Annotated in this window: 24 protein-coding genes; 5 read left to right on the top strand and 19 right to left on the bottom strand. The window is 62.2% G+C overall.

Annotation, left to right across the window (positions count from 1 at the left end):
* Positions 1-2 precede the first annotated feature (2 nt).
* The 6 genes from trbG to trbB are packed head-to-tail and all read right to left on the bottom strand — an operon-like array spanning position 3 to position 5,890.
* On the bottom strand, positions 3-893 hold the full coding sequence (trbG, locus tag DXK50_RS15355) for a P-type conjugative transfer protein TrbG (RefSeq protein WP_212630911.1): 891 nt from the start codon (positions 891-893) through the stop codon (positions 3-5).
* Between the two features lie 10 nt (positions 894-903).
* Positions 904-1,653, bottom strand: coding sequence for a conjugal transfer protein TrbF (locus DXK50_RS15350; RefSeq protein ID WP_212630910.1), 750 nt, complete (start codon positions 1,651-1,653; stop codon positions 904-906).
* Positions 1,650-4,208: a VirB4 family type IV secretion/conjugal transfer ATPase gene (locus DXK50_RS15345; RefSeq protein WP_212630909.1), complete on the bottom strand. Its 2,559-nt coding sequence runs from the start codon at positions 4,206-4,208 to the stop codon at positions 1,650-1,652. Before DXK50_RS15345 ends, DXK50_RS15350 begins: the two co-directional genes overlap by 4 nt.
* Complete coding sequence (locus DXK50_RS15340) at positions 4,205-4,516, bottom strand: conjugal transfer protein TrbD (protein ID WP_212630908.1); 312 nt, start codon at positions 4,514-4,516, stop codon at positions 4,205-4,207. The genes DXK50_RS15345 and DXK50_RS15340 overlap by 4 nt, the downstream gene beginning before the upstream one ends.
* Before the next feature lie 5 nt (positions 4,517-4,521).
* Positions 4,522-4,920, bottom strand: coding sequence for a TrbC/VirB2 family protein (locus tag DXK50_RS15335; RefSeq protein ID WP_212630907.1), 399 nt, complete (start codon positions 4,918-4,920; stop codon positions 4,522-4,524).
* 13 nt (positions 4,921-4,933) lie between these two features.
* Positions 4,934-5,890: a P-type conjugative transfer ATPase TrbB gene (gene trbB, locus DXK50_RS15330; RefSeq protein ID WP_249186884.1), complete on the bottom strand. Its 957-nt coding sequence runs from the start codon at positions 5,888-5,890 to the stop codon at positions 4,934-4,936.
* Between the two features lie 342 nt (positions 5,891-6,232).
* On the opposite strand from trbB, the gene DXK50_RS15325 reads away from it, so the two are divergent.
* Complete coding sequence (locus DXK50_RS15325) at positions 6,233-6,976, top strand: NRDE family protein (RefSeq protein ID WP_212630906.1); 744 nt, start codon at positions 6,233-6,235, stop codon at positions 6,974-6,976.
* 121 nt (positions 6,977-7,097) lie between these two features.
* Here the strand turns inward: DXK50_RS15325 and ptsP are convergent, their stop codons facing one another.
* Positions 7,098-9,377, bottom strand: coding sequence for a phosphoenolpyruvate--protein phosphotransferase (gene ptsP, locus DXK50_RS15320; RefSeq protein ID WP_161866136.1), 2,280 nt, complete (start codon positions 9,375-9,377; stop codon positions 7,098-7,100).
* Between the two features lie 18 nt (positions 9,378-9,395).
* On the bottom strand, positions 9,396-9,875 hold the full coding sequence (locus tag DXK50_RS15315) for an RNA pyrophosphohydrolase (protein ID WP_161866137.1): 480 nt from the start codon (positions 9,873-9,875) through the stop codon (positions 9,396-9,398).
* Between the two features lie 144 nt (positions 9,876-10,019).
* Here DXK50_RS15315 and DXK50_RS15310 point away from each other — a divergent pair, with 144 nt between their 5' ends.
* Positions 10,020-10,673 (top strand): histidinol-phosphatase, encoded by a 654-nt coding sequence (locus tag DXK50_RS15310; protein ID WP_212630905.1) that lies wholly within the window; start codon positions 10,020-10,022, stop codon positions 10,671-10,673.
* A gap of 158 nt (positions 10,674-10,831) precedes the next feature.
* Here DXK50_RS15310 and DXK50_RS15305 read toward each other — a convergent pair whose 3' ends face one another.
* The gene (locus DXK50_RS15305) at positions 10,832-11,272 is read right to left on the bottom strand and encodes a DUF2269 domain-containing protein (RefSeq protein ID WP_161866139.1); all 441 of its coding nucleotides are present in this window, start codon (positions 11,270-11,272) and stop codon (positions 10,832-10,834) included.
* A 14-nt stretch (positions 11,273-11,286) separates the two neighbouring features.
* A complete protein-coding gene (gene ilvA / locus DXK50_RS15300) occupies positions 11,287-12,870 on the bottom strand; it encodes a threonine ammonia-lyase, biosynthetic (RefSeq protein WP_212630904.1) in 1,584 nt (527 codons plus the stop codon).
* Between the two features lie 89 nt (positions 12,871-12,959).
* Between ilvA and rpiA the strand changes: the two genes are divergently transcribed.
* On the top strand, positions 12,960-13,631 hold the full coding sequence (gene rpiA / locus DXK50_RS15295) for a ribose-5-phosphate isomerase RpiA (protein WP_212630903.1): 672 nt from the start codon (positions 12,960-12,962) through the stop codon (positions 13,629-13,631).
* A gap of 172 nt (positions 13,632-13,803) precedes the next feature.
* Here rpiA and DXK50_RS15290 read toward each other — a convergent pair whose 3' ends face one another.
* Both DXK50_RS15290 and DXK50_RS15285 read right to left on the bottom strand, forming a co-directional pair.
* A complete protein-coding gene (locus DXK50_RS15290; protein ID WP_161866142.1) occupies positions 13,804-14,139 on the bottom strand; it encodes a DUF3703 domain-containing protein in 336 nt (111 codons plus the stop codon).
* Between the two features lie 10 nt (positions 14,140-14,149).
* Positions 14,150-16,369, bottom strand: coding sequence for a heavy metal translocating P-type ATPase (locus DXK50_RS15285; RefSeq protein WP_212630902.1), 2,220 nt, complete (start codon positions 16,367-16,369; stop codon positions 14,150-14,152).
* 78 nt (positions 16,370-16,447) lie between these two features.
* Between DXK50_RS15285 and cadR the strand changes: the two genes are divergently transcribed.
* Positions 16,448-16,900, top strand: coding sequence for a Cd(II)/Pb(II)-responsive transcriptional regulator (gene cadR / locus DXK50_RS15280; protein ID WP_161866144.1), 453 nt, complete (start codon positions 16,448-16,450; stop codon positions 16,898-16,900).
* A gap of 10 nt (positions 16,901-16,910) precedes the next feature.
* Here the strand turns inward: cadR and DXK50_RS15275 are convergent, their stop codons facing one another.
* The 5 genes from DXK50_RS15275 to DXK50_RS15255 all read right to left on the bottom strand — a co-directional run bounded on the left by DXK50_RS15275 (position 16,911) and on the right by DXK50_RS15255 (position 21,543).
* Positions 16,911-17,822: an SdiA-regulated domain-containing protein gene (locus DXK50_RS15275; RefSeq protein ID WP_212630901.1), complete on the bottom strand. Its 912-nt coding sequence runs from the start codon at positions 17,820-17,822 to the stop codon at positions 16,911-16,913.
* Between the two features lie 71 nt (positions 17,823-17,893).
* Positions 17,894-18,241 (bottom strand): NirD/YgiW/YdeI family stress tolerance protein, encoded by a 348-nt coding sequence (locus tag DXK50_RS15270; protein WP_017363168.1) that lies wholly within the window; start codon positions 18,239-18,241, stop codon positions 17,894-17,896.
* Between the two features lie 100 nt (positions 18,242-18,341).
* Entirely contained in the window at positions 18,342-19,259 is a 918-nt protein-coding gene (locus DXK50_RS15265) for an SdiA-regulated domain-containing protein (protein WP_212630900.1), read from the bottom strand.
* A 113-nt stretch (positions 19,260-19,372) separates the two neighbouring features.
* Positions 19,373-20,038, bottom strand: coding sequence for a fumarylacetoacetate hydrolase family protein (locus DXK50_RS15260; protein ID WP_212630899.1), 666 nt, complete (start codon positions 20,036-20,038; stop codon positions 19,373-19,375).
* 113 nt (positions 20,039-20,151) lie between these two features.
* Positions 20,152-21,543: an FAD-binding oxidoreductase gene (locus tag DXK50_RS15255; RefSeq protein WP_212630898.1), complete on the bottom strand. Its 1,392-nt coding sequence runs from the start codon at positions 21,541-21,543 to the stop codon at positions 20,152-20,154.
* Positions 21,544-21,725: 182 nt separating this feature from the next.
* Between DXK50_RS15255 and serA the strand changes: the two genes are divergently transcribed.
* Entirely contained in the window at positions 21,726-22,955 is a 1,230-nt protein-coding gene (gene serA, locus DXK50_RS15250; RefSeq protein ID WP_161866149.1) for a phosphoglycerate dehydrogenase, read from the top strand.
* A 184-nt stretch (positions 22,956-23,139) separates the two neighbouring features.
* Here serA and DXK50_RS15245 read toward each other — a convergent pair whose 3' ends face one another.
* Both DXK50_RS15245 and DXK50_RS15240 read right to left on the bottom strand, forming a co-directional pair.
* A complete protein-coding gene (locus DXK50_RS15245; RefSeq protein WP_212630897.1) occupies positions 23,140-23,631 on the bottom strand; it encodes a 2-thiouracil desulfurase family protein in 492 nt (163 codons plus the stop codon).
* A gap of 31 nt (positions 23,632-23,662) precedes the next feature.
* Positions 23,663-24,286 carry a 2OG-Fe(II) oxygenase gene (locus DXK50_RS15240; protein WP_212630896.1) on the bottom strand — a complete coding sequence of 208 codons (624 nt, stop codon included), beginning with the start codon at positions 24,284-24,286 and terminating at the stop codon, positions 23,663-23,665.
* Between the last annotated feature and the right edge of the window lie 23 nt (positions 24,287-24,309).

Genomic DNA, 24,309 nt, shown 5'->3' with positions numbered 1-24,309 from the left:
CGTCATTTACCCCGCTGGATGGTGATGCGGTCCTGCGACTTGCCGACGCCTGCAATGAGGATCGCCTTATCGAAGACAGTGTCGATGATGTAGCGATCACCCTGGACGCGATAGTTGACCATCACCGTTTCATCATCGCTGAACCAGCCGCCATCCTTGCGTACGACTAGCAGGGTCGGCGCCTCGGTCTGAGCCAATGCGCGCGGCATCTGGATGATCGTCTTGCTGCCGTCGTTGTAGACCCGCACTGGCTTCCAGGGGGCCTTGCCGTCGAGACTGTAATCGAAGCTCAGGTTGCCCAGGTATTCACCGGTCTCCGGAATGGTCGCCTTGTTGCGCGCCTCCGTTTCGCGCTTCTTGATCAGGCTCCACTTGGCCAGGGCCTCTTCCGGATAGGTGAAGGCTACTTGCGGCATGTACTGGGTGCGGTGCGAACGCAGCTTGAAGTGATAGGTGCGGCGGTTGGTTGTGACAACCAGAGAGGTCTCCAGGCCAACGTCCATCGGTTTGACGATCAGGTGCTGAACCTCGGTGTCGCCCACACCCGTGATCGCCGGCTCGATTGTCCAGCGCGCGGTGTCGCCGAGATTGATGGAGTTGACCTGTTCACCGGCTTGAAGGGCGATGTCGCAAACCTGCAGCACCGCACAGACAATGCTCGGCTGCTGTGCGCCGTAGATGAAGCGGACTGTGCCATCACCGCCGTCCACTGGCTTGATACCAGTGGCGCTGGCTTGCTGCCAACGTTCTGAGATCGCAAGCGCCGCGCGCTCCTGAGGCGTCAGGGTCGGGTTGGTATCGGAGAAGTACAGGTCGGCTTCGCTAGCTCCTGGCGACGCCTGCGCGAACGCGGGCAGGAGCGCCGCGAACATGGCACAAAAGTAACGGTTCATGGTCGTTCCTTCAGAGTTGCTTGGACCAGGAGAAATCGCGAACAAATGTCCCAATAGGATTCATCCGCACTTGTTCTTCACTGGTTTGAGTAGTGGGTTCGGCTATGTAAGTGGTCACTAGGGCGCGCCAAGTGGCCTTGCCCTTGAGCAGGCCCTGACGGTCGCGGGTGACTTCTTCCCAATCCACCTGCCAGGTTTCCGGGGTCTGCTGCATGACCGAGCGAATGTCGATGCTGACAGTTTCCTCGGCGGCGCGCACGAAGGGGCTCGACTCCTTGGTGCCGTTGAGCCATTCGTTCATTTTTTGAGTCGCAGGATCATTGGGCGACAGCAGTGCGTAGAGGCGGAAGATGGACTTGCGCTGCAGTGCCACATCGGGAGTGACCGTGCGTGCATCGGCGACGAAGGATGCCACCTGCGATTTGAGCACGCGCAGGTCGACCGGCGCAGCCACCTGGGCGGGGGCCACGGCCATGGGCTGGCCGAGCTTGTCGACTTCCACCACGTAGGGCACGAACTTCGATTGGCTACCGATATGGATGATGCCGCCGACGCCGGCGAGGGCGACCATCATCGAGAGAATGCCCACCACCTGCCAGGACTGGCGAGAGGTAACAACGCTGCCCACATGCTCGTTCCAGGTGCGGCGAGCGGTCAGGTAGGGATTGTCGAGGACGGCGCCCCGAGGTGCACCCGCCTTGGCGGGAGCATTGGCGGGACGTTTGAAAATCAGTCCCTTGATGCTGTCAGCGAGGCTCATGCGGCCACTCCATAATCATTGAGTCTCAGGCCCCGGGAGGCCAGCCATTCCGTCACCCAGCCGTTGCCATATTTGGCTTCCAGGCGCTTGATGGCAGCCACCGAGTCTTTATCGGAGGCGCCGACGAAGGCCAGCGCCAGCGGCCCCAGGGCCAGGTCGTAGAGGCGTCGACCATTCTCCGAAACGTAGTAGTACTGGCGCTTGGGAACGGCGGTGGCGAGAATCTCGATCTGCCGGGCGTTCAGGCCCATCCGCCGGTAGAGGGCGGCAGTGTCCTCGTCGCGGGCATAGACATTGGGCAGGAAAATCTTGGTTGCGGTGGACTCGACGATGACGTCGAGGATTCCGGAGTTCGCCGCATCCGACAGGCTCTGCGTGGCCATCAGTACAAGACAGTTGGCCTTACGCAGGACCTTGAGCCATTCGCGGATTTTCTCGCGGAATGCTGGGTGGCCAAGCATCAGCCATGCCTCATCGAGGATGATCACCGCCGGTTGGCCCTTGAGCGCACACTCGATGCGGCGGAACAGGTACAACAGTACCGGCAGGGCGTACTTGTCGCCGAGATTCATCAACTCCTCGATCTCGAATACGGTGAAGTCGGAGAGCGCCAGCCCATCCTCCTCGGCGTCGAGCAGGTGCCCCATGGTGCCATCCACCGTGTACTGGCGCAGGGTCTCGCGGACCGCCTCGTCCTGCACGATGATGCAGAACTCGGAAAGGGTACGGGAGCCGTCGCGGTACATGGTCATAACCGCATGGCCGATCTCGTTGCGTTGGGCTGCGGTGGTTTCCAGGCCATTGAGTGCCAGCACGGTGTCCAGCCACTCCATCGCCCAGGCGCGATCCCCCTTGGTTTCGAGGAACTGCAGCGGGCAGAAGGCCAGTCGCTCGTCGTCCGCAGCCACCGTGAAGTGACGGCCGGAACGGCCGTTACTCTCGGCGCGGATACCGGCCGCCAGCGGGTACATGGACATCCCCTTGTCGAAGGCGAAGATCGACATGCCCTGATAGCGACGTAGCTGAGCCGCGATCAGCGCCAGGTGGGTCGACTTGCCCGCGCCGGTCGGCCCGAACATGAAGGTATGGCCCAGGTCGCGCACGTGAAGGTTGAGACGGAAAGGAGTCGCGCCGCTGGTCACGCAGTGCATCAGCGCAGGCGACAGAGGCGGATAGAGCGGACAGGGTGCCTCGGCGCTGCCGGTCCAGATGCTGCTGGTGGGTAGTAGGTCGGCCAGGTTCATCGTATTGATCAACGGACGTCGTACGTTCTCCACACCGTGCCCAGGGAGGCTGCCCAGATAAGCGTCGAGGGTATTGATCGACTCTATGCGGGCAGCGAAACCCAGACGCTCGATAGCCTTCTCGACGCTGCGTGCGGATTCCTCGAGGCGGGCACGATCTTCGTCCATGAGCACTACCACGCTGGTGTAGTAGCCCTGCGCGACCAGACCGCTGTTGACCTCTGCTATGGCATCGGCGGCATCTTGGACCATTGCCAGGGCATCCTGATCGATATTGCCGTTGTTGGTGTTGAAGACTTGGTCGAAGAACCCTCGAACCTTCTGCTTCCACTTCTTGCGGTACTTCTCAAGATGCTCCACTGCCTCATGGGTATCCATGAAGATGAAACGGCTGGACCAGCGATATTCGCAGGGCAGTTCGGCCAGTGCAGCGAGGATGCCCGGTGCTGATTCCAAGGGAAAACCTTCGATGGCCACCACTTGGATGAAATTGCGACCGATCTTGGGAACCACGCCACCCCAGAGTTCTTTGCCGCCGATGATTGCGTCCAGGTACATCGGATTGCTGGGAAGCAGCACTGGCTGGCTCAGACCGGTGATGCAGAACTGCAGCCAGCTAAGGAAGTCGTCATGGGTAATCTGCCGGCCTTCCTCGGTTACCTGACGATTACCCTTTAGGCGGGTCAGCTTGAGCACCGAGGACAGACTGCCCTCGACGCTAGCGCAGTCGCGCTTGAATTGCTCGATCAGATTGCGGGTGCGAACCTTCGCATCCGGAAGCGCGGTGTCGTCGTCGAACATCAGCTCGACGAACTTCTGCTGGGCCAGTAGCGGCGGGAAATAGGTTAGGGTGAGCACGAAGTAGCCTTCGTACATAGTTCCCAGCGATTCAAAGAGCGATCTGCGCTCTTCATCGATGGCCAGGGTAAGGCGATCAGCGAAATGGGATACACCTTTGGCGGAGTAGTTTGCCGCCGGGCGGCGGACCGCATCGACGTGAACCATCCAGCCGCTGCCCAGCCCCGCTAGTGCCTGGTTGATTCGCAGCGATACCAGCTCGCGTTGTTCTTCGGTGCTGCTGGCATTGTCATCACCCCTGTAAAGCCAAGCAGCCATGAACGCGCCATTTTTCCCAACGATTACACCATCGTCGACCATCGCAGCATGGTTTAGCAGATCAGCTAGGCCTGCTTCTGTCGAGCGATGCCTCTTCAGCTTAAGCTCCGCATCTACCTGCAACAGGCGCTGAGTCAGCAAGAGAACCAGCAAGGCACCGAGGGCTGCAATGGTATATGCAATACCTTCAATCATTTGTATTGACTTCCCTGACTTGGGGGATTCTCCCTGAACGGTGTACTACGTGCCGGGTAATAAGACCTATAGCGCCGGTGACGCAGATAGACATGGCGCATCTTGGCATCCGACTTCGCCATTACACGAAGCATGAATAGCGAGCCAAACCACAACACCAAGCCTACCAAGGTCGCTCGCAACTCTTGGGCACTGAATATCAGCGCGAATGCAAGCAACCCGGAGAACATCACCAGCTCACGATCCCCCCCCATGAACAAGTTGTCCCGGTTACCAGCACGACGAATGGGAATCGTACGCAGTGCCATGGTTTTTAAGCCTGACCTACTAGCTGACCCTGCCGAGGAAGTTGTAACTGGGTCAACTCAGCGCTGGTACCGAAGAAGTTCTTCATGACGTTGTTTGCACCTACGATCAGCGCCATCACCAGCACCAGGAAGATCAGGGTACGGAAGAAGCCGTTCAGATCACCACCGAAGATGAGTACGCCACCAGCGACCACGATGCCGATAATCGATAGAGCGAAGGCAACTGGCCCGGTTACCGACTCTCGCAAGCTGGTCAGCCACCCCTCGTACGGGAGAGTACCCTGACCGCTGGAAGCCGCAAAAGCATGTTCTGGCGTAACCAGCAAGGCCAGCAGCAGAAAACTGAACGCTATATAGCCGAACAGCGCAGCATTGAAACAGGAAAGCGGTGATTTTACTTGCATATAAGTATGTTCCTTACAGGTTGCGCAGTATGTAACAGCCATTCTCGTACCCGGAAACCTCTAAGACTTCCTGGATGCGGCGGCCTTCTGGAGTTCTGGCGATAGATACGACAACATGAACCGCCTCGCCTATCAGCGGTTCTATTTCAGCAGGAGCCGATTTGTTCCGTGACACCAACGACTTCAGACGTGTAAGCCCTTCACTCGCACTATTAGCGTGTAAAGTCGCCGCACCACCAGGATGGCCGGTATTCCAAGCATCTATAAGGTCAAGCGCTTCTTCACCACGCACCTCCCCCACCAAAATGCGGTCAGGCCGCATTCGCAGGGAGGTCTTGAGCAGATGGGTCATGCTCACATCGACGGTGGTGTGGTACTGCACGAAATTGGCCGCCGCACACTGTATCTCACCGGTATCCTCGATAATAAAGACACGCTCACTAGGAAATTCGGTGACCATCTCATTGATAATCGCATTAACCAACGTAGTCTTTCCGGTACCGGTTCCCCCAACAACCAAGATGTTCCGGTGTTCGCGAACTGCACATCTGATTGCATCGCACTGAGCCAAAGTCATGATACCTGAAGCCACATAATGCTTAAGGTCATAAATTGCTACGGCTTTCTTCCGAATCGCGAACGTGGCAGCACTTACGACAGGAGGAAGCTGCCCCGCAAAACGCGAGCCGTCCAATGGCCATTCACCCTCTAGCAAGGGCTTATTGCGCGTCACTTCCTTTCCGTGAAAACCCGCTACAGTTTTCACAATAGACTCGGCCTGCGCTGGCCTAATATCACCGATGTAAGCCATCGGCTGCCCTAATCTTTCAAGCCAAAGCTTACCGTCACTGTTACACATTAGCTCGACGGTCTTAGGGTCATTCAACGCGCCAATAATTAGAGCGCCGGCATCACGCTCGAGCTTCTTTCTCGCACGCTCTTTCATGCTAGCAGCTTCGATTATTTCCAAGGAAATCTTCCCGTAATTTCAGTACCACTCCTCAAGGCCGCGAAAAATACTAAAGGCACACAGGATTAAGAATGGCTAACCTCTTTTTTCCGTGTAAGCAATTGCTTACAAGCACGCCATCATTTTAACATCAACGTCCTTGAAAGCCTCATTTATCGTGGCTGGCGACTGAACAACTCACCAACCGTCATCAAATAGCCCCCACCCCAAATTACACATATGAGAAATACTTCACATCAAATTACTGACGCAATACCACCGCCATATCACTGATAGAGCTTTGGATGCCGGAGTGAAATTAGTGTTGTAATCAAACCCAGGATCGCTTGATGGAGAGATTCCATGTGTCTGATCGTCTTCGCCTGGCAGCCGGAAAGCCCAAGGGTGCTGCGCCTGGCGTCCAATCGCGACGAGTTCTATACCCGCCCCAGCGCTGCGCTCAGTGAATGGCAGGATGCCCCGGGCGTTTTCGCCGGCCGCGACCTGCAAGCAGGCGGCACCTGGCTCGGCGTCACCGCTCAGGGCCGCTTCGCCGCGCTGACCAATATCCGCGACCTGAAGCAGAACGCCGGCCCGCGTTCACGCGGCACGCTGACCGCCGATTATCTGCTGGGGCAGGATCCGGCGCCTGCCTATCTCGATAGGATCATGCGCGACGCTGCCGAGTATCCCGGTTTCAACCTGCTGGTCGGCGACCGCCAGCAACTCTGGCACTTCAATTCTCAGGAAGGACGGCCTCGGCAACTGGAGCGCGGGTTCTATGGCCTGTCCAACGCCAATCTCGACACGCCCTGGCCAAAGCTGCTGCGAGCCCGAAAGGCCCTGAGCGATAGTCTCGAGGCCAAGGATGAAGCGCTGCTGGAACTGCTGGCCGACAGAAGCCAACCCGCCGATCACCTGCTGCCGGACACGGGCGTAGGGCTGGCGACGGAGCGCCTGCTGTCCACTGCCTTCATCATCGGCGAGGCTTACGGCACCCGCGCCAGTACGGTGCTGAATCTTCACAGCAACGGCCGCTGGAATATCACCGAACGCAGCTTTGGGCCTCATGGCGTCGCGCTCGGCGAGGTCACGTTGAACAGATAGCACCGATGCAATCCGGGAACGCCAATAAAGGGATGAATTCCGTGTAGGAGCGAGCTCTGCTCGCGAAGCTTTTTAGGTCGCCTGAGTTCGCGAGCAGAGCTCGCTCCTACCTTTATGCGAATCAGGCCTGGATATTGGACGCCGGGTTGATCACCCGACCCAGGCCCAGATTGCGCAGCGCCAGGTGCAGGGTGCTGTAGATCAGGTGCGGGTTGTCCATGGTCATCACCTGGCCGAGCAACTCCTTGGCCTTGCTCTGGGTGACCTGACGCAGCAGCCATTTCACCTTGGGCAGGTTGGTGGCGTTCATCGACAGCGAATCGAAGCCCATGGCCAGCAGCAGGACGGCCGCAGCGGGGTCGCCGGCCATCTCGCCGCAGATGCTCACCGGCTTGCCCTCGAGATGCGCGTCGTTGACCACCTTCTGCAGCGCCTGCAGTACCGCCGGGTGGAGGAAGTCATAGAGGTCGGCGACCCGCGGGTTGTTGCGGTCGACCGCCAGCAGGTACTGGGTGAGGTCGTTGGAGCCCACCGAGAGGAAGTCCACCTGGCGCGCCAGTTCGCGCGTCTGGTAAACCGCCGCGGGAATCTCGATCATCACGCCGATAGGCGGCAGCGGCACGTCGGTGCCTTCGTCACGCACTTCACCCCAGGCACGGTGAATCAGGTGCAGCGCCTCTTCCAGTTCCTGGGTGCCGGAAATCATCGGCAACAGGATGCGCAGATTGTTCAGCCCCTCGCTGGCCTTGAGCATGGCGCGGGTCTGCACCAGGAAGATTTCCGGGTGGTCGAGGGTGACGCGGATGCCGCGCCAGCCGAGGAAGGGGTTCTCTTCCTTGATCGGGAAGTAGGACAGCGCCTTGTCGCCGCCGATATCCAGGGTACGCATGGTCACCGGCAACGGGTGGAAGGCCTGCAACTGTTCGCGGTAGGTGGCGAGCTGCTCCTTCTCGCTGGGGAAGCGCTCGTTGATCATGAACGGCACTTCCGTTCGGTACAGGCCGACACCCTCGGCGCCGCGCTGCTGGGCACGGGCCACGTCGGCGAGCAGGCCGGTGTTGACCCACAGCGGCATGCGGTGGCCGTCAAGCGTCTCGCAGGGCAGCGCGCGCAGGGCATCGAGCCCCTCGGTGAGCTGGCGCTCCTCCTCGACCACGTCGGCGTACTGCTTGCTCAGCAGCTCACTGGGGTTGGTGAAGACTTCGCCGTGGTAGCCATCGACGATCAGCTTGATACCGTCGATCTTCGAATACGGCAGGTCGACCACGCCCATCACCGTGGGAATGCCCATGGCGCGGGCGAAGATCGCCACGTGGGAGTTGCCCGAACCGGTCACCGAAATCAGGCCGACCAGTTTGCCTTCCGGCACCTCGCCGAGCATCGCCGGCGAAAGCTCCTCGCTGACCAGGATGGTGTTGTCGGGATAGACCAGGGAAATCTTGCGCTCTTCCTGCAGGTAGGCGAGCAGGCGCCGGCCCAGGTCGCGCACATCGCTGGCGCGCTCGCGCAGGTAGGCATCGTCCATCAGTTCGAAGCGTTTGACGTGATCGAGCACCACCTGACGCAGGGCGCCCTGCGCCCACTGGCCGCTCTTGATGACCTTGCGCACCTCGTTACCCAGGGCGGCATCGTCGAGCATCATCAGGTACACGTCGAACAGCGCGCGCTCTTCCTTGCGCAACTGCGTGGCGAGTTTCTCGGACAGCTCCTGCATGTCCTCGCGCACCCAGCCCAGCGCCTTGTCGAACAGCTCCAGTTCGGCGTCGATGTCATCGACGCTGCGATCCGGTACCACATTCAGATCCGCCGGGGGCAGCACCACCACCGCAGTGCCTACGGCCGCCCCCGGCGCGCCCGGCACGCCGACGAACTTGGCCTCCTGTACGCCTTTGCCCTGGCGCCCCAGACCGCGAATCGAGCCGGTCGCCTCGGCGTGGGCGATAACCCCGGCGAGCTGTGCGCTCATGGTGACCAGAAAGGCTTCTTCGCCCTCGTCGAACTGACGGCGCTCCTTCTGCTGCACGACGAGCACGCCCATCACGCGGCGGTGGTGGATGATCGGTGCACCGAGGAAGGAGGCATAACGCTCCTCGCCGGTTTCGGCGAAGTAGCGATAACGGGGATGACTGGCGGCATCTTCGAGGTTCAGCGGCTCCTCGCGGCTGCCCACCAGGCCCACCAGGCCTTCGCTGGGCGCCATGCTGACCTTGCCGATGGAGCGCTTGTTGAGGCCGTCGGTGGCCATCAGCACGAAGCGATTGGTTTCCGGATCGAGCAAATAGACCGAGCAGACCTGGCTGCCCATGGCCTCTTTCACGCGCTGCACAATGATCGTCAGCGCCGCCTTGAGATCCTTGGCGGCGTTCACTTCCTGGACGATCTTGCGCAGCGTATTGAGCATGCTCGATTGGGGTCCGTATCAGTCGCGCACTATCAGGCGCGGGGCGAGTTCCTTGAGCGCACGGCGATACACCTCACGCTTGAATGTAACGACCTGACCCAGCGGGTACCAGTAGCTGACCCAACGCCAGCCATCGAACTCCGGCTTGCCGGTCAGGTCCATACGCACGCGCTCTTCGGCAGCGGTCAGGCGCAGCAGGAACCACTTCTGCTTCTGCCCGATGCACAGCGGCTGACTATGCGTACGCACCAGACGCTGAGGCAGACGATAACGCAACCAGCCGCGGGTGCAGGCGAGGATCTTCACATCCTGCTCTTCGAGGCCGACCTCTTCGTTCAGTTCACGGTAAAGCGCCTCTTCCGGCGACTCACGATCATTGATGCCGCCTTGCGGGAACTGCCAGGCGTCCTGATTGATGCGCCGGGCCCAGAGCACCTGGCCGACATCATTGGTCAGGATGATGCCGACATTCGGGCGAAAACCATCAGAGTCGATCACGGCAAGCAACCTCGTACACGCAAGTTCCGGCATTGTTCCACAAAGCCGAGTCCAGCAGCAACGCGGGTTTGGCGGCAGTGGGAAAGCCCGGCCAAAGCGGCTATTCTGGCGCGCCCCAAACATTTGCAGAACAGGTGGAAAACCGTGCGCTTGGCTCTTTTCGATCTCGACAACACCCTGCTGGCTGGCGACAGCGATCACAGCTGGGGCGAATTCGTCTGCCAGCGCGGCCTGGTCGATGCAGCCGAGTATCTGGCGCGCAACGATGCCTTCTATGCCGATTACTGCGCCGGCAAGCTGGACGTGGTGGCCTACCAGAATTTCGGCCAGGCCATTCTGGGTCGCAGTGAGATGGCGCAACTGGCGCAGTGGCACCGCGAGTTCATGGCCGAGGTGATCGAGCCGATCATCCTGACCAAGGGCGAGGCACTGCTGGCCGAACACCGCGCGGCGGGCGACAAGCTGGTGATCATCACCGCCACCAACCGCTTCGTTACCGAGCCCATCGCCGAGCGCCTCGGCGTGGAGACGCTGATCGCTACCGAATGCGGCATGCTGGACGGCCGTTATACCGGGCAGATCACCGGCACGCCGTGCTACCAAAGCGGCAAGGTGACCCGCCTGAACGAGTGGCTGGCAGAGACGGGTTACAGCCTCGATGGCGCCTACTTCTATAGCGACTCGCGCAATGACCTGCCGCTACTCGAGGCCGTGGCCAACCCGGTGGCGGTCGACCCGGACGAGGTGCTGCGCGCTACCGCCATCGAGCGCGGCTGGCCGGTGATCTCGCTGCGTTGAGATGAAGCCCTGAACACGCAGTTGTAGGAGCGGCTTCAGCCGCGAAGCTTGCTACAGCGACAATCGCGAGAATCATCGAACCACAAGCCCTCTCCCGCCCTTCGGGCACCCTCTCCCATAAATGGGAGAGGGTCATCAGAAGCCGCTCTGCGGCTGCTTCAAACCGGCTTCGCACCCATCAGCGCCATGATGACGATCAGTAGCACCAGGATCAGCCCGGCATAGATCAGGCAAAGACGCTTCAGCGCTGGCGGCGCCGGCGTATCGCCCAGCGCACGCCAGGCAGCCAGACGACCGGCCAGCAGCAGGCCGATCAGCATCATCACCGCGTAGAGAATGCTGCCCAGCAACAGCCAGGTCTGCCCCAGCGGCCAGCCTGCGGTGTCCACCAGCCAGTAGCCGGTGACCGGCAGGCTCAGCGCCAGCACGGCGAACGCCGGGAAGCTGAATAGCAGGGTCACGCGCAGCTTGCGCGCCAGCACGGCGGCATCACCACCGCGCTGCGCCTTGAACAGCATGACGCCGTGGGCGATCAGGCCAAGCAGCAACAACACGCCGGGCGCGCTGTGGAGGATGCGAACCAGCAGATAGTGTTCCATCACGAAATCCTTGTTCAGCCGAGAAACAGGCGAAAAGCCGGGTTGTCGCTTTCGTCCCAGTACGGATAGCCGATGGCATCCAGCGCTGCCGGCACCAGGTGGCGTTCGTCTTGCGGCACCTGCAGCGCGGCCAACACACGCCCGTCGGCGGCACCATGGTTACGGTAGTGGAACATCGAGATATTCCAGCGCCCGCCCAGCTTCTGCAGGAAGTTGAACAGCGCCCCGGGCCGCTCGGGGAATTCGAAGCGCAGCACCATCTCGTCGCCGACACCTGCGGCATGGCCACCGACCATATGGCGGATATGCAGCTTGGCCAGCTCGTTGTCGGTCAGATCCAGCACCGGGAAGCCCTGTGCACGCAGCCCCTCGACCAGCGCCTGGCGCGGGTCGCTCTCCGGGTGGGTCTGCACACCGACGAAGATGTGCGCCTCGCGGTCGGTGTGGTAGCGGTAGTTGAACTCGGTGATCTGGCGCTTGCCCACCGCCTCGCAGAAGGCCTTGAAGCTGCCGGGCTGTTCGGGGATGGTCACGGCGATGATCGCCTCGCGCTTCTCGCCCAGCTCGGCACGCTCGGCCACATGGCGCAGACGGTCGAAGTTGACGTTGGCGCCGGAGTCGATGCCCACCAGCACCTGTCCCTGACCGCCTTCACGCTCCACGTACTTCTTGATCCCGGCCACGGCCAGCGCACCGGCCGGCTCGGTGATCGAGCGGGTGTCGTCGTAGATGTCCTTGATCGCTGCGCAGATCTCGTCGGTGCTGACGGTGATCACCTCGTCGACGTGATCCTTGCAGATATCGAAGGTGTGCTGGCCGATTTGCGCCACCGCCACACCGTCGGCGAACAGTCCGACCGTCGGCAGCATCACGCGCTCGCCTGCAGCCATGGCCTGCTGCAGGCAATTGGAATCGTCCGGCTCGACGCCGATGACCTTGATTTCCGGGCGCAGGTATTTGACGTACGCCGCGATGCCGGCGATCAGACCACCACCGCCAACCGGCACGAAGATGGCGTCGATATGGCCCTGATGCTGACGCAGGATCTCCATGGCCACCGTGCCCTGCCCGGCGATCACCAGCGGATCGTCGTAGGGGTGGATGTAGGTGTAGCCCTTTTCTTCCACCAGTTTCAGCGAATGCGCCAGCGCCTCGGGAAAGGCATCGCCGTGCAGCACAACCTTGCCGCCCCGCGAACGCACGCCCTGCACCTTGAGCTCCGGGGTGGTACGCGGCATGACGATGGTCGCCTTGACTCCCAGATGCTTGGCGGCCAGCGCCAGCCCCTGGGCGTGGTTGCCGGCCGAGGCAGTGACCACGCCGCGCGCCAGCTCTTCGGCGGACAGTTGTGCCAGCTTGTTGTAGGCGCCACGAATCTTGAACGAGTAGACCGGCTGCAGATCCTCGCGCTTGAGCAGAATCTGGCTGCCCAGTCGCTCGCTGAGCTGACGGGCGGGTTGCAGCGGGGTTTCCACCGCGACGTCGTAGACGCGCGAGGTGAGGGTCTTCTTCACGTACTGTTCGAGCATGGCGATTTCGCAGGCGTTCGGGCTTTGAGGGACTGCCGAGTCTACCCCAGCGCCGCGCCGGGCGACCATACGAAACGCGCGGGTTCTGCCCCGTTCACGGACCACTTGCGGCTATAATTCGCGCCACACCACCCCACCTTCCCAGGCATTCCCCCGCAATGAACCAGGATCAGCTGAAACAGGCCGTGGCCCAGGCCGCCGTCGACCACATTCTTCCGCGCCTCGACAGCAAGAGCATCGTCGGTGTCGGCACCGGCTCCACCGCCAACTTCTTCATCGACGCACTGGCCAGGCACAAGATGGACTTCGACGGCGCCGTCGCCAGTTCCGAAGCCACCGCTGCGCGCCTCAAGGGCCATGGCATCCCGGTCTACGACCTCAACAGCACCGGCGAGCTGGAGTTCTATGTCGACGGCGCCGACGAGAGCGACGAGCGCTTGCATCTGATCAAGGGCGGCGGCGCTGCGCTGACCCGCGAGAAGATCGTCGCCGCTGTGGCCAAGACCTTCATCTGCATCGCCGACGCCAGCAAGCTGGTACCCGTGCTGGGCGCCTTCCCACTGCCGGTGGAAGTCATCCCCATGGCCCGCAGCCACGTGGCGCGCGAGCTGGTCAAGCTGGGCGGCGACCCGGTGTACCGCGAAGGCGTGCTGACCGACAACGGCAACGTCATCCTCGATGTGCACAACCTGTCGATCACCGACCCGGTGCAGTTGGAGGCGGACATCAACGCCATCGTCGGCGTGGTCACCAATGGCCTGTTCGCCGCCCGCCCGGCCGACCTGCTGCTGCTCGGCACCGCTGAAGGCGTGAAAACGCTCAAGCGCTGAATCTGGCACATCTTGTGGGAGGCGCTTCAGCGGCGATTGTCGCGGCAGAAGACCCTCCCACAAAAGTTCTCTGCTCCACCCACCCAGGTTTGCGCAGTCGGTAGCCTGAATGCAATCAGAGCCTGCTGCGATTCGCCACGCGCACAGGAAACGGCAGGGCGCTTGTCTACTCCTACTCCAACAGGCGGCGCAACTCCTCGCTCATCGGCATCGGTTGAAAAGCACTGACCCGCGCCCGCCCGGTGTTGCCGATGGGCACCCAAATGCGCGAGAACAGCAGCGCCGCCAGGATGCGCGGCACTTGCCCCAGCACCTCACGCGTATCGCCTTGTTGCCAGCCTGCCTGCAGCATCAGCCAATGTGAACGCGCATGCAGCCATGGGCGACGCTGGGTAAGGATGTGCGCCCGCTCCAGCCAGACCAGCGCTTCGACGCTGCGGCGGGCAGCCAGTTCGTGCAACGCCTGGTCAAAGGCTTCGTCGATGGCTTCTTGCAACGTCATAGGCATGGCTGCTTCCTTATTTGCGCAACAGGCGCAGGCCGTTGAATACCACCATCAGGCTGACCCCCATGTCGGCGAACACCGCCATCCACATGGTCGCCTCACCGGCCAGGGTCATGCCCAGGAAGATTGCCTTGATGCCCAGCGCCAGGACGATGTTCTGCAGCAGGATCGCGTGAGTCTGCCGGGAAAGGCGGACGAATGCCGGAATCTTGCGCAGATCGTCGTCCATCAGTGCAACGTCGGCCGTTTCAATGGCGGTATCGGTGCCGGCGGCGCCCATGGCGAAACCGATCTCGGCCCTGGCCAGCGCCGGGGCATCGTTGATGCCATCGCCCACCATGCCGACCACCCTGCCGCGCGCCTGGCTCGCCTCGATCCAGGCCAGCTTGTCCGCTGGCAAGAGGTCGCCACGCGCTTCGTCGACACCGACCTGCTCGGCGATTGAGGCCGCAGTGTGGGCGTTGTCACCGGTCAGCATGCAGGTGCGCACGCCCAGCTCGTGCAGTTCGGCGACCGCCTCGCGGCTGGTCTGGCGCACGGTGTCGGCCACGGCGAAGAGCATCAGTGCGCGCTGCTCGTCACACAACACCACCACGCTCTTGCCCTGGCGTTCCAGTGCCTCGAGGCGCTGCTCCAGTTGCGCCGAGCAAAGCCCGAGGTCTTCGACCAGACGGTGGTTGCCCAGATATAGCAGCCTGCCGTCGATCCGCCCCTTGGTACCTCTTCCCGACAGCGCCTCGAAGTCGTCGACCTCGTGCAGAGCATGCCCCGTCTCCCGGGCATGCAGGGCCAACGCCCTGGATACCGGGTGGTCGGAGCGCGCCGCCAGGCTCGCCGCCCAGATGGCATGCGCCGGTTCGTCCACCTCCAGCAGGTGGAGGCTGTCGGTCTGCACCGGCTTGCCGTGGGTCAGGGTACCGGTCTTGTCCAGCGCCAGCAGCGCCAGGTGGCGGCCATTCTCCAGATACACGCCGCCCTTGATCAGGATGCCCTTGCGCGCCGCAGCAGCCAGGCCGCTGACGATGGTCACCGGGGTGGAAATCACCAGCGCACAGGGGCAAGCCACCACCAACAGCACCAGGGCACGATAAATCCAGTCGAGCCAGGCGCCGCCGAGGAACAACGGCGGCAGAACGGCGACTGCGAGGGCGAAGACGAAGACCGTCGGCGTGTAGATGCGCGAGAAACGGTCGACGAAGCGCTGGGTCGGAGCACGCGAGCCCTGCGCCTCTTCCACCGCATGGATGATGCGCGCCAGGGTGGTGTCGCGCGCCGCGGCGGTCACGCGGAACTCCAGCGAACCTGCCTCGTTGATGGTGCCAGCGAAAACCGCGTCACCGGCACGCTTTTCCACCGGCAGGCTTTCCCCGGTGATGGGCGCCTGGTTGACGGTCGAACTGCCGCCCACCACCTCGCCATCGAGGCTTATACGCTCGCCCGGACGAACGCGCACCACGGCGCCGAGGGCGATGGCCTGCACGTCGATTTCCTGCCAACTGCCGTCGGTCTGCCTGACCGTGGCGCGCGGCGGCGCCAGGTCCATCAGGCCGCGGATGGCATTGCGTGCCCGATCCAGCGAGCGCGCCTCGATCAACTCGGCCAGGGTGAACAGCACCATCACCATCGCCGCCTCAGGCCACTGGCCGATCAGCACAGCACCGGTCACGGCGATACTCATCAGGGCATTGATATTGAGGTTGCGGTTCTTCAGGGCTATCCAGCCCTTCTTATAGGTATTCAGCCCACACAGGCCGATGGCGGCGAGCGCCAGCATGGCCACCAACCAATCCGGCCCGAGCGCAGCGAAATGCACCACCTCCGAAGCGCTCGCCACGACACCGGCCAGCGCCAGCGGCCACCAGGGTTTCTGCACCGGCGCGGCAGCTGGCTGTTGCGCGGTGCTTTCATCCTCCACCTGCGGGGTAAAGCCCAGCGCCCGGATCGCGGGCACGACCTGAGCCAACGCGTCTTCGTCATGGCTGACGGTGAGCACACGCTGCAGCAGATTGAATTGCAGACCTGCCACGCCAGGCAGGCGGCCCAGCGCGTCGCGGATCAGACGCTCTTCCGTCGGGCAGTCCATCTGCTCAATGTGAATGCGCGTGGTGCGCGCGCCCGTCAGCTCACCCGCGGTCGGGTGCTGAACGGCATCCTGGTCTTGTCCGACAGGCTCGTGATCAAGCGTGTGGCAAGCAGGTGGCTGTTGGCGCGAGTGGTCGCAGCAGCGGCTCATGGCAAGTCTCCATCAGGTCTGTGTTGCGCAGTACACACCCTGTAGTCACTATAGGGTCAAGCACTTGGAGGAGATCGCATGAAAATCGGTGAATTGGCGAAAAAGGCGGGCTGCCAGGTGGAAACCGTGCGCTACTACGAGCGTGAGGGCCTGCTGCCGGCGCCCGCCCGCACCGAGGGCAATTACCGCCTGTACGGCAACGAACACCTGGAGCGCCTGGTATTCATCCGCAATTGCCGCACGCTGGATATGACCCTGGAGGAGATCCAGCGACTGCTGGCCCTGCGCGATCTGCCCCATGAAAGCTGCGCCGGCATCAACAGCCTGGTGGACGAACATATCGAACACGTGGAGGCGCGCATCACCAGCCTCATGGCGCTGCGCGACCAGTTGAGCGAACTGCGTGATCGCTGCAAACGCCCCCAGGAGGCAGAGGACTGCGGCATCCTGCGCCAGCTCAATGTCAGCGGCGGCGTGCAGCCGTTACCCGATGATGGGCATACTCATGTCGGCAAGAGCCACTCGCACTAGCAGGCCGCGCCTACTGCGGCTTGCGGAAGACATAGAACAGATTCGGCTCGCTGATCAGGTAGAGGTTGCCCTCATCGTCTGTCGCCACACCCTCGGCCTGCGGCACGCTGCGTTGCAGACCATGCTGGCCGCGCAGCAGGGACAGGGTGCTGATCGGTTTGCCCTCGGCGTTCAGCTCGATGACCAGGCGTGATTCGTCCGAAAGCGCCAGCAGATGGCCGGTCGCCGTATCGAAATCGAGGCTGGAGAGGTCGCGCACGAACAGGCGGGCATCACGCTTGGGATCGGTATTGACCTGCAGCGCCAGCGGCTTGCTGTCGTCGATATGAGGGAAACCGAGCACTTCGAAGATGCGTACCGGATCGCGCTCCTTGGCCACCAGCAGACGCTCGTTGGCGGCGTCATAGGCCAGCCCCTCGAAGCCCTTGTTACCGTTACGGCCGATGCCCAAAGAGAGCTGCTGAAAATCGCCGGCGGCCAGCACGCGGGTGGCGTCATCGATGCGAACCTTGACCAGGCGTTGTTCACGCTCGTCGGCAATCACATAGGTGCCGGGCGATACGTATTCGATGGCCTCGGGGTCACCGAAACCTTCGAGATCGATGGTGCGCAGCAGGTCGCCCTGCAGGCTCAGCTCGATCACTCTGGCAGGTTTGTTGGTGACACTGAACAGGCTGCGCCGGTCGGGATCGTAGGTCAGCGCGGAAACATCGCTGATATCGGCCATGGGCTTGGCCTCGATCTCCACGCGGTAGTCACCCAACCATAGCGATTGTTCGCGCCACTGCTCACCATGCTGCCATTCCTGTACAGAGAACCAGACACGTTCGAACAGCCGATACTGCTGACCGAGAACAACGCCGAGCAACATGACGACGCACAGCAGATACAGCCAGGGGTTGATGGAAAGCAGACGACGCATGACGAATTTCTCTGACTGGCACAGAAAAGCCCGCCACGGACTTCACGTGGCGGGCGTGCGGGGAGTTGCGATCAGTTGATCAGCTCGACGCGATCCACATCGATCTCGCGGCTGTTGAAGTCCTTGTCGACTTCGCCGGTCAGACGCACCTTGGCGTTTTCCGAGACTTTCTGGGCCGGCCAGTCTTCGTCATCGATTTCCACCTGGATGGTGCCGGTGGCGTCCTTGAACTCGTAGAGTTCGTCCTGCAGACGCTTGACGATCTGGCCTTCCAGTACCACGTGGGTATCGTCGGCAGCTTCCAGTGCCGCAGAGACGGTGGTGACCTGCGGGGTGGCGCCCGGGCCGGTGTAGCCGGTGGCGAAAGCGGCGGTGCTGAGCAGCGGCAGAACCATCAGAGCGAGAGCGGTACGTTTCATGGCGTGAACCTCGTTGTTCGTAAGTGACGGGGTCAGATTAATGCCACTAGCTGAAGCCAGACTGAATCGTCGCTTAAGCCAAGCTGAACGCTTACGGCGCTCAGCCGGCCTTCGGCGCCGGCTTGCTGAACACGTAGAACAGATTGGGCTCGGCGACGATATAGATGTTGCCCTCGTCGTCCATGGCCACGCCCTCTGCCTGCTCGATTCCCCGATCCAGGCCGTTGAGGCCGCCGCTGAGGCTGAGAAAGCTGACCGGGTTTCCAGCCCGATCGAGTTCCAGCAGCATCCGTGACTCGTCGGACAGCACCAGCAGGTGGCCGGTGCGCTCGTCGACGCTGAGCGAGGAAATATCGCGCAGCCCCGGGTTGCCGGCCATCAGCGGCTGCAGCGCGCCGGCAGAACCGTCCTCGCCAGGGAAGGGCAAGCTGAACAGCCCCAGCGGAGCGCGCTCCTTGCCCAGCAGCAGGCTGTGGCTGCGCGAATCCCAACCCAGACCTTCGAAGCCCTTGTTGCCGGCTTCGGCGAAACCCAGATCGAATCCCTGAAAGTCAGCGGCGTCGAGTTCGAGGTCATCGTTCCCCAGGGTGAAGGTGGTGAGCTGGCGGCGGCGTTCGTCGACGATGGCCATGCGGCCGTTGTCCATCATTTCCACGCCTTCCGGGTCGGCGAAACCCTTGAGTTCGATACGGCGCAGAATCTCGCCTTCACGCGACAGTTCCACCAGCAGCGGATTCTTGCCGGTGACGGTGAACAGCGTACCGGTGGCCGGGTTGTAGGTCAGGCCCGAGGTTTCATCCTCTTCCAGACCATCGAGTGCCTTGGCCTGGATCACCGCGCGGTAGCCCGGCAACCAGACACTGGCCAGGCGGTCGACCAGCGGAGTGGAGCGTTCCTGCAGCCAGAGCTGGGCACGATCATCCCAATGCTGGGTCTGCGCCACCGCGCTCAGGGCGATGACTGTCAGGCCTGAAAGCCAGTAGCGGGGGCGGCGGATCTTCTGTAGGAGAGCGGACATCGGCGACAACTCGACTGCTTAACAGCGATCAGACATCCGCTGTCCAGGGGAGTTCCGCCGCCCAACGGGCGACGGCTGGCTTCAACCCCGAGCGAGGCTGAGCGGGACGACGCTTATAGCACGCGACTGGTGAAGCGACTATGACCGACCAGCTCCAGCACCAGCTCATCGCCCTTGTTCAGTGCGCCGACACCGACTGGCGTGCCGGTGAGGATCACATCGCCCGGCTGCAGGGCGAAATGCCCAGCCATGTGCTGGATCATGCCGAGGATCGGGTTGAGCATGTCGCGGCTGTTGCCGTCCTGGCGGGTTTCGCCATTGATCACCAGGCGAATGCCGATGTCGGCCAGGTCCTCGATGGCATCGCCCGGCACGAAGGGCGCCAGCACGCAGGCGCCGTCGAAGCTCTTGGCGATCTCCCAGGGGTAGCCCTTCTCCTTGAGCTTGGCCTGCACATCGCGCAGGGTCAGGTCCAGTGCCGGGGCGAAGCCGCTGATGGCATCGCGCACTTCCTCGGCATCGGGCGTCTTCGAAAGTGGCTTGCCGATCAGCACGGCAATTTCGGCCTCGTAATGCACCGCGCCGCGATCGTCAGGGATGCTGAAACCACTATCGAGCGGCACCACGCATGAGCCTGGCTTGATGAACAGCAGCGGCTCGCTGGGCACCGGATTGTTCAGCTCCTTGGCGTGTTCGGCGTAGTTGCGGCCGATGCAGACGACCTTGCCGAGCGGGAAGTGGACGGTGGTACCGTCGACATACTGGTGCTGATAGCTCATCACCGACTCCTGTGTTGTTCGTATTGTGGGCATCGCGGCTTGTGACCGGTGCCGTACCTTAACCGACACGGGGCCGGATACGAAAACGCCCGCTGTCAGGCGGGCGTCTGGGCTCAGGCGAAGATCTTGCCGGGGTTCATGATCCCGTTGGGATCGAAAACCGCCTTGATTGCCTTCATGTAGGCGATCTCGGCCGGCGAGCGGCTGTATTGCAGGTAGTCGCGCTTGGTCATGCCGACGCCGTGCTCGGCGCTGATCGAGCCGTTGTATTTCTCGACGATCTCGAACACCCACTTGTTGACCACCGCGCACTTGGCGAAGAAGTCTTCCTTGGCCAGCGCTTCGGGCTTGAGGATGTTCAGGTGCAGGTTGCCGTCGCCGATGTGGCCGTACCAGAGCACGTCGAAGTCGGGGTAGTTGGCCGAAACGATATCGTCGATGTCCTTGAGGAAGGCCGGTACCTGGCCGACGGTGACGGAGATGTCGTTCTTATACGGCGTCCAGTGACTGATGGTCTCGGAGATGTACTCGCGCAGCTTCCACAGGTTTTCCAGCTGCTGCTGGCTCTGGCTCATCACGCCATCGAGCACCCAACCCTGCTCGACGCAATGCTCGAAGGTCGCCAGGGCTTCGTTGGCCACGTCTTCGTTGAGCGCCTCGAATTCCAGCAATGCGTAGAACGGCGTGCGGCTCTCGAACGGCGCCGGCACATCGCCACGGCCGAGGATCTTTTCCAGGCAGCGGTCGGAGAAGAATTCGAAGGCGGTCAGGTCGAGCTTGCCCTGGAAGGCATGCAGCACCGGCATGATCGAATCGAAATCCGGCGTGCCGAGCACCATCGCGGTGAGGTTCTTCGGCGCGCGTTCCAGGCGCATGGTGGCCTCGACGACGAAGCCGAGCGTACCTTCGGCACCGATGAACAACTGGCGCAGGTCGTAGCCGGTGGCGTTCTTGATCAGGTCGCGGTTCAGTTCCAGCAGCTCACCAGTGCCGGTGACCACCTTCAGGCCAGCGACCCAGTTACGGGTCATCCCGTAGCGAATCACCTTGATCCCGCCGGCATTGGTGCCGATATTGCCGCCAAGCTGACTGGAGCCCGAGGATGCAAAGTCAACCGGGTAGTACAGGCCCTTCTCTTCGGCAAACATCTGCAACTGCTTGGTCACCACCCCCGGCTGGCAGACCACGGTGCGGTCGTATTCGTTGAATTCGACGATGCGATTCATGTAGTCGAACGACACCACCACCTCGCCATTGGCTGCCACCGCAGCGGCGGACAGGCCGGTACGGCCGCCCGACGGCACCAGGGCGATCTGGTGCTGGTTGGCCCAGCGTACGATGGCCTGTACCTGCTCGGTAGTCTTGGGGAAGACGATGGCCGAAGGCGCCGGGGCGAATTGCTTGGTCCAGTCCTTGCCGTAGGTTTCCAGGGAATCGGCATCGGTCAGCACCTTGCCGGGCTCAACCAGGGTCTTCAGCTCTTCGATCTGGGCGGGGGTGGTCATCTACGAAACTCTCAAAGGATTCATGGTCGCCCTGAGAACCATTCAGGTCGCAACCGAGCATTGAAAAAGGCGAACATGCTAGCATACGCACCCCGTGAATCGAGCCATGCGGTGATCTACGGGCGCTGGCTGAGTTTCTCGGCCCTTCCCTGACATTATTCTGTGGGACAACAGGTACTCCGATGAGCAAGACCTCTCTCGACAAGAGCAAGATCAAGTTCCTTCTTCTCGAAGGCGTTCACCAGAACGCCGTGGACACGCTGAAGGCCGCCGGTTACACCAACATCGAGTACCTCAAGACCGCGCTGTCGGGCGAGGAGCTGAAAGAGAAGATCGCCGATGCCCACTTCATCGGCATCCGCTCGCGCACCCAACTGACCGCCGAAGTGTTCGACTGCGCGAAGAAGCTGGTCGCCGTCGGCTGCTTCTGCATCGGCACCAACCAGGTCGACCTGGACGCCGCCCGCGAACGCGGCATCGCCGTGTTCAACGCGCCTTACTCCAACACCCGTTCGGTGGCCGAACTGGTACTGGCCCAAGCCATCCTGCTGCTGCGCGGCATTCCCGAGAAGAACGCCTCCTGCCACCGTGGCGGCTGGATCAAATCGGCTGCCAACTCCTTCGAGATCCGCGGCAAGAAGCTGGGCATCATCGGCTACGGTTCCATCGGCACCCAGCTATCGGTACTGGCCGAAGCCATGGGCATGCAGGTGTTTTTCTACGACACCGTGACCAAGCTGCCGCTGGGCAATGCCACGCAGATCGGCGACCTGCACGAGCTGCTCGGCCTGTGCGACATCGTCTCGCTGCACGTGCCGGAGCTGCCGTCCACCCAGTGGATGATCGGCGAGAAGGAAATCCGCGCGATGAAGAAGGGCGGCATCCTGATCAACGCCGCTCGCGGCACAGTGGTCGAACTGGACCACCTGGCCCAGGCGATCAAGGACGAGCACCTGATCGGCGCCGCCATCGACGTGTTCCCGGTCGAGCCCAAGTCCAACGACGAGGAGTTCGAGAGCCCGCTGCGCGGCCTGGACCGCGTGATCCTGACCCCGCACATCGGCGGCTCCACTGCCGAAGCGCAGGCCAACATCGGCCTGGAAGTGGCCGAGAAGCTGGTCAAGTACAGCGACAACGGCACCTCGGTGTCCTCGGTCAACTTCCCCGAGGTCGCCCTGCCGGCGCACGCTGGCAAGCACCGCCTGCTGCACATCCACGCCAACATTCCGGGCGTGATGAGCGAAATCAACAAGGTGTTCGCCGACAATGGCATCAACATTTCCGGCCAGTTCCTGCAGACCAACGACAAGGTCGGCTACGTGGTGATCGACGTCGACGCCGACTACTCCGACCTGGCGCTGGAGAAACTGCAGCAGGTCAACGGCACCATCCGCAGCCGCGTGCTGTTCTAAGCCGGAGCTGCTGCGCGTCGGCGATACGGCGTTGGGAACGACTTCGGAGATGCTCATTTACTGACGTAAACTCCGCTCTCCTCGGTCGCTCCCGCCTTGTCTCGCTCTAGCTCGCGAGCCCCGGAAGTATGTAGCAATGAAAAAAGGGAGGCCCTGGCCTCCCTTTTTTGCGCCTGCCTGCCGCTCAACCTGCGTCCAGCTCTGCCAACGCCTGTGCCATCTCGCGCAACTGCTCCTCACTGAACACCTGCACGCCCGCACGGCGCAATAGCGCAGCGGTCACGCCCTCGCCAGCCACGCGAACACCACTGAAACTGCCATCGTAATTCTCCAGATTGCCGCACGACGGGCTGCGTGCCTTGAGCAAGGCCAGCCGGATGTCATGCTCGTGCACCAGCGCCAGCGCCTGCTCGGCGCCGTCGACGAAGGCGGCGGTAACATCCTCACCCTCGATCGTCAGCACCGGCAACTTTCCGTCCAGCACTGCGTCGCCCTGGCCGCCACGGATCTCCGCCGGCGGACGCGGCGTGGGCAAGCCTCCCGCCACTTCCGGACACAGCGCCACTACCCGCCCCTCATCAAGCCATTGTTGAAGCAGGTCGAAGGGGCCATGGGCACCACCGTCGTAACGCACCCGGTGCCCGAGTAGGCAGCGGCTGACCAGGATCTTCTGCATCGTCTCCCCCTGTCCGGCCAGCGCCGGCGGCTCAGAGTACGTCCGTGCCGCGGCGCCGGAACCAGCCCGTCAGCGACAGCCGCTCGCGGGTGGCCGGCAGCACCTCGTGGGGCATTTCCCCGGAGAGGAACAGCGCCAGGGTACCCGCCTGCGGCAGCACGTCATGCTCACGCCCATCGCCGAGATACAGCCGCAACGCCCCACCCTGCTCGGCCTGCCAGCTCTCGTTCAGATAGAGCACCGCCGAGACCGTGCGCCTGTCATCATCGCGGAAGCGATCAAGGTGACGCAGGTAGAAAGCGCCCGGCTCATAACAGGCGAAATGGCATTCGAAATCCTCGAGCCCGAGAAACAACTCCTGATTGAGCGTCTGGCGCAAGTCGTCCATCAGATGCATATAGCGGTCGCAGGCCTCGCTCTCGCCCGGCTCCAGCCACTGGATGCGATCCCCGCGAATGCCCTCCTGCACCTGCTGGGCATTGCCGCGGCCAACACTGGCCGCGCTCAGTTCGCCCCTGCGCTCACGCTTACGGCACTCGGCAGCCAGTTCGCGGGTCAGAACCTCAGGGGCGAACAACGCCCGTTGCGACCAGCCCTGGCTGGCGAGGTCGTCGATAAGGCTGGAGAAGATGTCTTGCTGGCGGGGTTCGGTCATGCGGCGATTGTACAGCGCCGGAT

Origin of the sequence: Pseudomonas sp. KB-10, assembly GCF_018221585.1 — a bacterium.
Taxonomy (GTDB): domain Bacteria; phylum Pseudomonadota; class Gammaproteobacteria; order Pseudomonadales; family Pseudomonadaceae; genus Aquipseudomonas; species Aquipseudomonas yangonensis.
This window is presented reverse-complemented; position numbering and strand designations above follow the sequence as displayed.